10 protein-coding genes and 2 pseudogenes are annotated in these 10,846 nt (G+C 61.0%); 5 read left to right on the top strand and 7 right to left on the bottom strand.

Annotated elements, in window-relative coordinates:
* Positions 1–247 (top strand): hypothetical protein (locus tag AC0QTX_RS26360; protein ID WP_474606757.1); only part of this gene is annotated, 247 nt, incomplete at its 5' end.
* 111 nt (positions 248–358) lie between these two features.
* On the opposite strand, the gene AC0QTX_RS26355 is transcribed toward AC0QTX_RS26360, so the two are convergent.
* Entirely contained in the window at positions 359–1,066 is a 708-nt protein-coding gene (locus AC0QTX_RS26355) for a glutathione S-transferase family protein (protein WP_474606756.1), read from the bottom strand.
* 104 nt (positions 1,067–1,170) lie between these two features.
* Between AC0QTX_RS26355 and AC0QTX_RS26350 the strand changes: the two genes are divergently transcribed.
* Positions 1,171–2,052: a LysR family transcriptional regulator gene (locus tag AC0QTX_RS26350; RefSeq protein ID WP_474606755.1), complete on the top strand. Its 882-nt coding sequence runs from the start codon at positions 1,171–1,173 to the stop codon at positions 2,050–2,052.
* 188 nt (positions 2,053–2,240) lie between these two features.
* Here AC0QTX_RS26350 and AC0QTX_RS26345 read toward each other — a convergent pair whose 3' ends face one another.
* Together AC0QTX_RS26345 and AC0QTX_RS26340 are read right to left on the bottom strand one after the other, a co-directional pair.
* Positions 2,241–2,513: an SWIB/MDM2 domain-containing protein gene (locus AC0QTX_RS26345; RefSeq protein ID WP_474606754.1), complete on the bottom strand. Its 273-nt coding sequence runs from the start codon at positions 2,511–2,513 to the stop codon at positions 2,241–2,243.
* A gap of 100 nt (positions 2,514–2,613) precedes the next feature.
* Complete coding sequence (locus tag AC0QTX_RS26340) at positions 2,614–2,880, bottom strand: hypothetical protein (protein ID WP_474606753.1); 267 nt, start codon at positions 2,878–2,880, stop codon at positions 2,614–2,616.
* Between the two features lie 115 nt (positions 2,881–2,995).
* On the opposite strand from AC0QTX_RS26340, the gene AC0QTX_RS26335 reads away from it, so the two are divergent.
* Positions 2,996–3,340, top strand: a complete 345-nt coding sequence (locus AC0QTX_RS26335; RefSeq protein ID WP_474606752.1) for a hypothetical protein — start codon at positions 2,996–2,998, stop codon at positions 3,338–3,340.
* A 52-nt stretch (positions 3,341–3,392) separates the two neighbouring features.
* On the opposite strand, the gene AC0QTX_RS26330 is transcribed toward AC0QTX_RS26335, so the two are convergent.
* The 4 genes and pseudogenes from AC0QTX_RS26330 to AC0QTX_RS26315 form a co-directional block, all read right to left on the bottom strand.
* The gene (locus tag AC0QTX_RS26330; protein ID WP_474606751.1) at positions 3,393–3,986 is read right to left on the bottom strand and encodes an EAL domain-containing protein; all 594 of its coding nucleotides are present in this window, start codon (positions 3,984–3,986) and stop codon (positions 3,393–3,395) included.
* A pseudogene (locus AC0QTX_RS26325) lies at positions 3,931–4,647 on the bottom strand (IS6 family transposase). The gene AC0QTX_RS26330 and the pseudogene AC0QTX_RS26325 overlap by 56 nt, the downstream one beginning before the upstream one ends.
* Before the next feature lie 672 nt (positions 4,648–5,319).
* Positions 5,320–5,685, bottom strand: coding sequence for a response regulator (locus AC0QTX_RS26320; RefSeq protein ID WP_474606750.1), 366 nt, complete (start codon positions 5,683–5,685; stop codon positions 5,320–5,322).
* 8 nt (positions 5,686–5,693) lie between these two features.
* The gene (locus AC0QTX_RS26315) at positions 5,694–7,874 is read right to left on the bottom strand and encodes a PAS domain-containing sensor histidine kinase (RefSeq protein ID WP_474606749.1); all 2,181 of its coding nucleotides are present in this window, start codon (positions 7,872–7,874) and stop codon (positions 5,694–5,696) included.
* 406 nt (positions 7,875–8,280) lie between these two features.
* Here AC0QTX_RS26315 and AC0QTX_RS26310 point away from each other — a divergent pair.
* Together AC0QTX_RS26310 and AC0QTX_RS26305 are read left to right on the top strand one after the other, a co-directional pair.
* Positions 8,281–10,236: pseudogene (locus tag AC0QTX_RS26310) on the top strand (hybrid sensor histidine kinase/response regulator).
* Positions 10,237–10,337: 101 nt separating this feature from the next.
* Complete coding sequence (locus AC0QTX_RS26305; RefSeq protein WP_474606748.1) at positions 10,338–10,709, top strand: response regulator; 372 nt, start codon at positions 10,338–10,340, stop codon at positions 10,707–10,709.
* Positions 10,710–10,846 lie beyond the last annotated feature (137 nt).

The raw sequence follows: 10,846 nt of genomic DNA, 5'->3' as shown, positions 1-10,846 counted from the left end.
GGCCATCCTTGGCCGAGCAGTTCGAGTTGCTTGCCGCCTGAGCGTGCTACCGGACGATTGTCCCTTTCGCGTCTCCTCTTCGGGTTTGCAACACAACCTGTACGCCCGCTATGCCCAGCAGGCGGTGCCGACGCAGAAGAAGGCTCTGAAGGATCTCGAAAGGGCCGCGACCTTCAAAAAGAACCGGGATGCATATCTGCTGTCCCAGACCGGTGTCGCGGCCAATGACCAACGGATCCGGGCCTAGTGGTCGCGGTTCACGTGAACCTACCCAATCAACTGCCGCACAACGTCAAGGAAGTCTGTCACTGATGACAAAAGCCCGCCTCATGCTCTGAGGCGGGCTTTCCGTGCTGCATCAGGCAGCGAGCGCCTGTTGACGTAGAACGTCGTCCAACGTCACTTCGCCCAAGAACCCGCCTTCGCTGACAGCAGTCTCTCCACGCTCGATCGCGTGCGCGAACCTGACCGCAGGATCAACCTCCAGCCTCTCGAACAGTCGCTGCAAGCCGGGATAGTCGCGGCGATCGACAACGTCGTGGTACTTGGTCCACCGCGCGATCCCAATGAAGTAGGCATCCGCCAACGTGCGCCGATCGCCCAGCAGCCATTCCTTATCTCCAAGCATCCGTTCCAAGTCGGCGTGAGCCTTGGCCACCTTCGCCGCGCCATAGGCTCTGAAGACGTCCTTGTCGGATCCTTCAACCCCATGCTCAAGGGCGTACCACAGCGGGCCGAACGCGGCGAAGAAGCTCGTGTTGAGGAACCCGAGGACCTGGTTGAACCGATCGAACTCCGGAGTGACCTGGGCGAAGGACAGTTCCTTGCCGATCCCGCGTGCGCCGAGATGGTTGAGGATCGCCATGTTCTCACTGATCGGCTCGCCCGTGGCGGTCACCAGCGTCGGTGTCTCGCCGACCGGATTGATCCGACGATAGGCGTCGCTCTGTACGCCATCCGGCATCTCAATGCGGCAGAGCCGATATGGCTCCCCAAGCCATTCCAGGGCAACGATCGATCCGAACGAGCATCCGGACGGGACGCCATACATGAGGGTCTGAACCATGGGTATCTCCTTGTGTCTGTGACGACACCAAGATGGCACCATGGACTTTGCGGCTGTAGCAGCTATTTTGGGAACCCAAAGTCCACAAGTGTGAACGATGGCGCATGAGGGTCAACTTCAACGATCTGCATATCTTCGTCCAGGCGGTGAACAGCGGAGGCTTCGCGGCCGCGGCGCGTCACCTAAGCGTTCCCAAGTCGACGATCAGCAAGCGCGTCGCCGAGCTCGAGACGGATCTCGGCATTCGCTTGATCCATCGCACCTCGCGCAGCTTCGTGCTGACCGATGTCGGGAAGGATTTCTATGACCATGCCCGGGCGGCCGTCATTGAGGCGGAGGCCGCCGAGAGCGTGGTGCAGCGGCGGCAGGCTGAGCCGCAGGGTACGGTCAGGATCACGGCCTCCGTGCCGGTGGCGCAGTTCCACCTCTCTGACCGCCTGCCAGTTCTCGCACGTGCCTATCCCAAGCTGGACTTGCAACTCCACGTCACTGACCGCTTCGTTGATATCATACGGGAAGGCTTCGATATCGCGATCAGGAGCCATTTCGCGGCGCTGCCTGATTCCGATCTTGTGCAGCGTCGGATGAAGGTCGAGCGGATCACGCTGGTCGCCTCGCCGGAGTACCTCGCGGGGCGGGGCACGCCTGAGCGCCCCGAGGATCTTGTTGGACACGACGGGCTGATGACGGGTCCAGCGGCGAGGACATGGCACCTGAAGGACAGCAACGGTCATGAGGCTCCGATCACGCCGAAGGCGCGACTGGTAGCTGATGAGTCCTTGGTGCTGTTGAGGGGCGCAATTGCGGGACTTGGCATTGCATGCCTTCCTGAAGCCATGTCGGCGGCCTTGGTGGAAAGCGGAGAGTTGATCCAGGTGCTTCCGGACTGGTCTGCCGGCAGCGTAACCTCCACCATCCTGACGCCGCATCGGCGCAGCCAGCTTCCAGCCATCAGGGCAGTCATCGATTTCCTGGCAGACGGCTGACAGCCGGCTCAGAGAAACGAAAAAGCCCTAGCCGAGAGGGTAAGCGCTCTCAGCCAAGGCCAGGCTCCACGCTTGGGGGCAATGGAGATTGTTCGGGCAGATACGCAACGCGCCCGGTACCCTCATTGTGAAACAGCCAAGCTTAACAATTGGTGGAGGGACAATCAGGCTGCCCTGCGCCAGTTCGATTAGGAGAGATGCCGGGCGAAGTGCTTGTTCATCTCGAACATGCTGACCTTGTCTTTGCCATCAAAGACTGCCCGAAGCTTGTCGTCCGCCAGGATCTCGCGCTTGTTTGCGGGGTTCTGCAGGTTGTTGGCCTTGATGTACTCCCACACCTTGCTCACCACTTCGGTGCGGGGCAGGGGGGACGTGCCGACAACGGCGGCGAGCTCATTCGAGGGTTGCAGTGGCTTCGCCAGCGCCGGGTTCGGCTTCTTGGCTGCTTTCACTTCGGTCATGGTCAAACTCCTACAATGTACCTGTCTGGCATAGGCATGCATAATGGGGCGCGACCATGACGAGCCAGAACCTAACAGTCCCTTAATGAAGTTTTGCCCTTCAGCGCCGCCTTTTGCCTTGCGGCTTTGCCATCATCTGCCGCATGGCCTCTTCGGCTCGCGCTCTGGCCTCGGCATCATGATTGAGGTTACGCACCTCTGAGGGCTTCTCCTGCTCCTGCAGGCCATTCTGACGGGCTCGCCACTGCTTCGCCTGGGCAGATGTTGCCGCTACCTTAGCCAGCTTCTCAAGACGGTCGAGCTGCGGCGTGCTCGCCTGCTCCTTGAGTTCGGGCTGCTCGTCCTCGTGCTCCGGGCCCTTCGGCATATGTGGTCTCCCTTGAAAGGATAGCTCTTGGTTTCCTACCTACCTAGGCGCTGACTTCCAACCCGACAGGTCCGCGGTTAACTTGGCATTAACCATAGGCGACTGAGGTAGGCCGATGCGGAAGATACATCCTGGCTTTATAGCTCTCGCCATCCTCCTGGGTCCTGCCTCTGCAATCATCGGTCATCAGAAGGTCACTGAATATTTCCAGCCGGACGTGGCGAACCCCTCTGATACGGCTGCCCTCATCCAGCAGGCTTACGCCCGCTGTTCCGAGGGCGGCAAGCTACGGCGTGCCACCTGGTGTAGCGAATTTGAGGACCATTTCGAACGATGTGCCGCCTTAAAGGAGCGCTGTGACCTTCGCTCTGTCTACAAAGTCCTGGTCCAGCTGAACCTCTCCCTAGAGCTGCCGGAGATGCCAAAGATCAACAAGGTGACGGTGACAGAAGGCGAGTAGGGGAGGAGGCTTATGTGCCCATCAACTGCGGGACCTCGCTCGCTGGTAGCGCCTAGGCAAAATAGTGCCCTTGCACCAGCTTGCAGCCATTCCGTTTCAGGAACTCCAGTTGGGCGGCGGTCTCGACCCCTTCGGCGACAACTTCGATGTGGAGACTCTGCCCCAGGCCCAGCAAGGCCTTCACGATGGCTGCGTCCCCGGCATCTCGCTCGATGTCCCTGACGAACGAACGGTCGATCTTGATCACGTGAACCGGGAACCGCTTCAGATGCGTGAGCGAGGCATAGCCGGTACCGAAATCATCCAGCGCAATAGTTGCACCGGCCGCGCTCAAGACCTGGAGCGCGTTCTCCACGTTGCCGGCATTGCGATCAAGGAACACACTCTCGGTCACCTCCACCTCCAAGCAGGAGGTCGGGATGACGAATCCTTCGAGTTCCGATAGAACACGCTCGGCATAATCTCCGTGGCGAAACTCGGCAGCGGAAACGTTAACGGCCACTCGGCCGAACGTTAGCCCGGCATCAAGCCAATGGGGTTCCGTTGCAAACTCTAACGTAGGTCGATCGAATGCCGGACGAGGGCTCAGGTCAGGCGGCCGTTCCGAAGAGAGCTGCAATGAAGTCGCGCTGCGCGCCCATGTCATTCGCTGGTGCACGGACAACCTGTCCTTTACGGATCATCGCCATGGCCTCGTAGCCCGCAATCGTCCGTGAGGCTGTTACGAAGCTCTTGAACCCTAGCCCAGGACGGACCAGCCGTTTGATACGCCGGTGATCCTGCTCGACGATGTTGTTCAGAAATTTCACCTGCCGGAGTTTGGCAAACCGCCAGAACTCGCCGGCATGTTTCATAGCCTTCGTCGCAATCGGATAGGCGGCGTTCTTGTCGACTGTGATGGTCCGCGGATTGACCGTGTGTGGCTGCCCTAATGCCTTCCGGAAGAAGCGCCGGGCGGCAGCCGCATCCCGCTTGGGCGAGAGCAGAAAGTCAATGGTCTGCCCGGTCGCATCGACCGCGCGGTAGAGATACACCCATTCACCCTTCACCCGAATGTAAGTCTCATCCACCCGCCAGGAGCCGTTGGTCATGCGGAGATGCGGACGCACGCGCCTGTCCAGTTCGGGAGCGTAAGCCTGGATCCACCGAAAGAGGGTCGTATGGTTCACTTGCACGCCTCGATCGGATAGCATGCATGCGAGGTCGCGCTAGCTGATCGGGAACTGTAGGTACCAGCGGACCGCCCACAGGATGATCTCCGCCGTGAACTGCCGACCCTTGAACGGGTTCTTGTTACTCTGCTTCACCGCCAGTCCCTCTTACTATACCCTCGCGTCGTAGCTCAGACGGAGCAAGCTTCAAAGCTGCAACAGATCCGCATTTCGCAGCATCGTTCTCATTCGTCCCGGATGATCGACCGGATCCTCTGCGCAAGTGCAACATCCGCACATCTGTGTCGTGGTCTCTTCCGACGGCCTGCCGCCCGCGTTCAGCGGCGAAGTACCGGACGCGCGGTTCGTGCCTAAGCCCTACCGCATGACTGATGTCGTGAGAATCATCCGCGGGATGGCGGCGTGAAGTGGCACCCATGGCCGGTCCGGAACACCTTGCCGCCTTTACGGCCACCACCGGATCCCTATGTTACGGTTCTTTCCTTCGGGGTCATGCCCGACGCCATGCTCGTCCCTCTATGGGAGTGACCGGACGAGCCTTTCACCGCTTCCAAAGCTTGATATCCAAGAGTCTTGAGAACATCGACGACGAGATCGTCCATGACCGGTTCACCCTCTACGGCGAGCAAGGTCTCACCCGCTTCACCACGATGATACCCGTCAGCCTAGCAGCCTGAGGATCCTCCTCGACTCCGCCGTTGCAGCCCCGAAGCTCAATCTCGACTGTGGTGCCGGTACCGAGTTCGAATAGATGCGCGCATGCCCTTCGGACGGGTAACTCTCAAATGACGATGAGATTGGTTCACATCACCATTGCTCGATTGCCCTGATCAGCGCTTTCTGGAGTTGTGACTGCGGGAAGGGCTTCGCGATGACGGGCTGAGTACGCAAGTCCTCGCGCACACCTTCAGCCCCGTACCCCGTTGCAAACACGAAAGGAATCTTTCGATCCCGGAGCTTCTCGGCCACAGGGAAGACCTTCTCGCCAGCCACGTTGACATCAAGCACAGCGGCGTCGATATCCGTCGCCTCGATCAACCTCAAAGCTTCCGAGACCCTGGCCGCACTGGCCACCACGTCGCAGCCCATGTCGGCCAGCATGTCCTCGATCAACATGGCCACATGGCTTTCATCTTCCACCACGAGGAGGCGCAATCCACTCAGCTCGGACATCGAGAGCCTCAGAGCTGATGGAGCGGCAACTCGAGGATGCAACGCAGGCCCGCGGGATCGAACTCGAGCGCGGCGCTGCCTTGTAGATCCTTGGTCATGCTGCGCTCAATCAGGCGGGTGCCGAAGCTGCGTTTGGCCGGCGGTGCCACTGCGGGCCCACCGCTTTCGACCCAGTCGATCCGAAGAACATCGGACGCGCCGGACCCTGAAGCGGTCCAGCGCACGGTGACGAGGCCCTGCTCGGTCGACAGAGCACCGTACTTGGCGGCATTGGTGGTGAGCTCGTGTAGGACCAAGCTGAGGGCGAGGCCGACCCGAGGCTCCAGCGTGAGGTCTGGCCCTTCCAGTAGGATACGGGCGGTGGAGCCATCGTCGTAGGGCTCCAATTCCTGACAGATGATGTCGCGCAGATTAACCCCTGTCCATGCCTGCCGTGTTAGCAGCTCATGCGCCTTGCTCAGGGACAGGAGGCGAGCCTCGAAGTTCTCGGAGAAGGTGTCGATGGCGGGTGAGGTCCGGATGGTCTGGGTGGCGATCGACTGCACGGTCGCGAGCGTGTTCTTCACCCGGTGGTTCAGCTCGTCGATCAGCACCCTCTGATGCTCCTCCGCCTGCTTACGCTCCGTGATGTCCACCAGCATGTTGATAGCCCCGATGATCCTGCCCGAAGCATCGCGGAGTGGTGTGGGGAAGGGGATGAACGGAACGCGGGTGCCGTCCGGGCGCTCGGCAATTGCTTCTGCCCCGCGAACAGCCCGGCCCTCCTTCAAGGCGACAGCCATGGGGCACTGATCGTGCGGCAGCGGGGTTCCGTCCGGCGTGAAGAGGCGCCAGGTCACGCACCACTCATCACTGCCGAGGATGGGCCTCCTCCCGGAGAAGTCGACGGCGGCCTGGTTGTAGTAGGTGATCCGGCCCGCAGCGTCGGTGGTGTAGATTGCGGCCGGCAGCGCCTCCAGGAGTTCACGAGCGTGGCGCTCGCTCTCGCGCAGCCGCTCCTCGGCTTGGAGCCGCTCCGTCACGTCCTGGACTACCCGCACGCCGTAGCGGAACTGTCCCTGCTGGTCGAGCACGGAAGAACTGAGGACATTCACGAAGACAATGCCACCGTCCCGGCGCAGGAAGCGCTTCTGCATCGAGTAGTGAGCGATCTCGCCCCGCACCTGGCGCGCGTAATGATCGGCATCGTTCTCCCTGTCTTCAGGGTGGGTCAGCTCGACGAAGGATCGCCCCACAAGCTCTTCGGGCGCGTAGCCGATGATGGCCGAGAGAGCTGCGTTGACACGAACGAAGCGCCCGGCTGCGTCTATCTCGGCGATGCCGATCGGAGCTTTCTCATAGGTCACAGCCAGCCGCTGCTGGCTCTCGCGCAGGGCCTCGTCGGCTCGGTGCTGGTCGGTGACATCTACCGTAAAGCAGCGGGTGTTGTAGAACTCACCATTGCGGAAGTGCACGTTGGACGTGATCAGAACATGCCGGATCGAGCCATCCTTGGCCTTCAGGCGCGCCGGATAGCGGTCCAGCGTCTCGCCCCGGGAGAGGCGAGCGAGGATGTCTCGGATCACGTGAGCATCGGCATGGAAGTCGGTGATCGGCCGGCCGATATACTCGTCCGCCGTATAGCCGAGGAGGTCAAGTTCAGCCCGGTTGGCCCGCAGGATGGTGCCATCCGCGGCCACCAAGTGGAGCCCCACGGCGCCGTTCTCGAAGAAATCCTCAAGATCCTGCCGACTCTGGCGCAGTTCGAGTTCCAGGGCTTTGCGATCGGAGATGTCCTGGAAACAGTTGATCGCGCCAAGAACACTGCCCTGATCGTCCAGCAGCGGCTCGATCTGCACTAGCACGGTGCGGCGGCTTCCATCCGGCCGTTCGATCAGAACCTCGAGTCCGTGGGCAGGCTCTCCGGTGCGCAGGACCTGCGCCATCGGGGTGTCGGCATGGGCAAGCGGGCGTCCGTCGAGGTGGTACAGCCGAAACGAGCCGCAGTACCGTACGTCCGTCTCACCCGGGCGCGGCTTGCGACCCCACAGTTCGGCGGCCAATCGATTGTAGCGCAGGATGGACCCATCTGCCGAGCAGACATACAGGGCGGTGGGCATGGCATCCAGGATGGCCTGACTGACTGTGGCGAGCTCCTGAAACGTGGACCGGTACAGGGGATTGCTGGAGGGAAGAGCGGCAACCGTCATCGGAGTTCATCTTCCTTTGCGCCAGCCGCCTCTCGCAGCGGCAATCCGGGCAACGACCGCAACGTCCCGGCAGAAACACAGCTCCACCTGCGATGAGGGGCCATCAGGACCATCGTCCCCAGGCCACTGGCGAACATCTACAGGTAGGGCGTTCTCGGCCGATTTCGACTGCCCGTCAAGATTATTGTCCCTCGGGCAGCAATTGCTGGAAGTGGCCTTGAGTTGACCCAAGCCAATCGTCAACAGCCGAGCGTGAGCGATCTCGACAAAACGCCACCTGACCCAGCCTCTCGTTTCCGGGCCTGGAAGTGCCCTAATTTACCCACTCCGAAAGGCCAAGCTTGAGTTGCTGATCCTTTTGCCTAGATACGCCCCATCGTTTTGTGGGTTGCTCAGGGTCAGGCGTATGGATACCGGCGAACAATATAGCGGACAGCGCGAGGATCAGCGCTTTCGGCTTCTGGTGGAGTCCGTTACCGACTATGCCATTTACATGCTTGACCTGAAGGGGAATGTGACAAGCTGGAATCCTGGGGCACAGCGCTTCAAAGGCTATCTGCCGCACGAGATCATCGGCGAACACTTCTCACGCTTCTACACCGAGGAAGATCGCGCCGTTGACCTGCCGCGCCGAGCCCTGCGAACGGCCGAGCAGGAAGGACGGTTTGAGCACGAGGGCTGGCGCGTCCGCAAGGACGGTACCAAGTTCTGGGCTCACGTCATCATCGACCCAATCCGCGATGCCTCGACTGGGACACTCATTGGGTATGCAAAGATCACCCGCGATATGACGGAGCGCAAGCTCGCCTAGGAGACCCTGCGGCGCAGCGAGGAACGGTTCCGCATGCTGGTCCAGGGCGTCACCGATTATGCCATCTACATGCTTGATCCGGACGGCTGCATCACGAACTGGAACACGGGAGCGCAGCGCATCAAAGGGTACAGCGAGGAGGAGATCGTCGGCCAACACTTCTCGCGCTTCTATACGCCAGAGGAGCGGGAGGCAGGCCTCCCGGCACGAACCCTTGAGACGGCTGCCCGCGAAGGGCGCTTCGAGAAAGAGGGCTGGCGCGTTCGCAAGGATGGCAGCCGGTTCTGGGCTGGCGTGGTTGTCGATCCGATCTACGCTCCCGATGGAACCCTGCTGGGCTACGCCAAGATCACCCGTGATCTGACCGAACGCCGCGAAGCTCAGATCGCTCTGGAGCAAGCCCGTGCGGCTTTGTTCCAGGCCCAGAAGATGGAGGCCATCGGGCAGCTCACGGGAGGGATTGCGCACGCCTTCAACAACCTGCTCACCGTGATTGTGAATGGTCTCGATCTCCTCTCGCGCCGGATTCAGGATCCCAAGGACACCAAGATCGTCGAGGGCATGCATCGCGCAGCCGAACGGGGTCAGAGCCTCAACCGTCAGCTTCTGGCCTTTGCCCGCCGCCAGCCCCTGAAGCCGGAGGTCGCGAATCCGAATGCCGTGATCAAAGGGTTCGAGGCCGTGCTGCGCCGGGCTTGTGGGGAGCTGATCACTGTCGACATCACGCTGGCTTCGAGCGTCCGATCCGTCGAGGTGGACGTCCCGCAGTTCGAAGCGGCCCTACTGAACCTTGTTGTTAACGCACGTGATGCCATGCCGGAGGGCGGAAAGATTATGATTTCATCGCGCAATGTCAGCCTCGGTCAGGCGCGTGCCAATATGTTGGGCCTTCAGCCAGGCCGCTATGTTGCCGTTTCGGTAGGCGACAGTGGCCTGGGCATTCCCGAGGATGTACGGACCCGTGTGTTCGAGCCGTTCTTCACCACGAAGGACATTGGCAAGGGAACAGGGCTCGGTCTGAGCCAGGTCTACGGGTTCGTGACGCAGTCCGGCGGACAGGTTGAACTGGATACGGAGATCGGCAAAGGCACGCGAGTGTATCTCTTCATCCCCGCCGTCCCGGGAGGTGAGGGTGGGGACAACGATGAAGGTGAAGTTGAAGCTGCACAGGCGCCCCAGCAAAGTCTCGGCACCGTTCTGATCGTTGAGGACGAGCCGGACGTTCTGGAAATGGCAATCCAGATCTTCGAGAGCCTCGGATATGATGTGCTCTCAGCCTCGAATGCCCATGCCGCCCTCGATATGCTCAAGCAGGAGGAGCAGATTGATGTCCTGTTCTCCGATGTTGTGATGCCTGGTGGCATGAACGGGGTTGAGCTGGCTCATGAGGCTCGCCGCATGCGACCGGCCATGAAGCTCCTGCTGGCCTCTGGGTATCCGATGTCCGCACTGGATCAGCCTGAGCTGAAGGAGATCTCCTTCATCAGCAAGCCGTACCGCTGGACGGAGCTGGATGAGAGACTCCGGGCCCTCCGCACAGGATCGCGCTGAGGAAGTCGCTCAGCCAGCCACAATCCCGACCGTCTAAGGCTCGAAGACGCCGCAGCCTTGGATCGGTTCAGCCTGGAATGCCCAACCCAAAGGGGATGACGATGCTTCAAGAAACCAGCGGCCGGCGTGTTCTGCTTGTCGAGGACGAGGCCATGATCGCGATGCTGATTGAAGAGATGCTCGAGGATCTGGGCTACAATCTGGCGGCAGTGGCAACGCGCCTTGAGGAGGCACTGGCCCTCGCTCGGAGCGAAGCCTTGGACCTGGCAATCCTGGACCTCAGCTTGGGCGGCACGCTCACGTACTCGGTGGCGGACGTGCTCCGGGAAAGGAGGGTTCCATTCATCTTTGCCACTGGCTACGGCAGTGATGGGCTCAAGGAGGCGTATTCTGGTCTGCCGACGCTGCAAAAGCCCTTTAACCAAGAGGCCCTGGGCTACGCGATCACAGCCGCCCTCACCTCGAAGCCCTGAAAGCCTCTGGTCGCATGGTGGGATGGAACTTCCCGCACACTCTGTGATTGATGGGTTCACCCGATAAGGAGCAGCCGCATGAGCCAGTCCGATCAGGAACACATCCAGCCCCCCGGCACCGAAGCAGAGATGACGCC

It is taken from the genome of Microvirga sp. jy35, assembly GCF_056148915.1.
Note: the sequence above shows the minus strand (reverse complement) of the source record. Positions and strands in the feature narration are given on the sequence as shown.

Excerpts from the sequence above, each read along its gene's own strand:
- AC0QTX_RS26355 (WP_474606756.1), bottom strand. The coding sequence starts at position 1,066 with ATGGTTCAGACCCTCATGTATGGCGTCCCGTCCGGATGCTCGTTCGGA.
- AC0QTX_RS26350 (WP_474606755.1), top strand. The coding sequence starts at position 1,171 with ATGAGGGTCAACTTCAACGATCTGCATATCTTCGTCCAGGCGGTGAAC.
- AC0QTX_RS26345 (WP_474606754.1), bottom strand. The coding sequence starts at position 2,513 with ATGACCGAAGTGAAAGCAGCCAAGAAGCCGAACCCGGCGCTGGCGAAG.
- AC0QTX_RS26340 (WP_474606753.1), bottom strand. The coding sequence starts at position 2,880 with ATGCCGAAGGGCCCGGAGCACGAGGACGAGCAGCCCGAACTCAAGGAG.
- AC0QTX_RS26335 (WP_474606752.1), top strand. The coding sequence starts at position 2,996 with ATGCGGAAGATACATCCTGGCTTTATAGCTCTCGCCATCCTCCTGGGT.
- AC0QTX_RS26330 (WP_474606751.1), bottom strand. The coding sequence starts at position 3,986 with ATGACATGGGCGCGCAGCGCGACTTCATTGCAGCTCTCTTCGGAACGG.
- AC0QTX_RS26320 (WP_474606750.1), bottom strand. The coding sequence starts at position 5,685 with ATGTCCGAGCTGAGTGGATTGCGCCTCCTCGTGGTGGAAGATGAAAGC.
- AC0QTX_RS26315 (WP_474606749.1), bottom strand. The coding sequence starts at position 7,874 with ATGACGGTTGCCGCTCTTCCCTCCAGCAATCCCCTGTACCGGTCCACG.
- AC0QTX_RS26305 (WP_474606748.1), top strand. The coding sequence starts at position 10,338 with ATGCTTCAAGAAACCAGCGGCCGGCGTGTTCTGCTTGTCGAGGACGAG.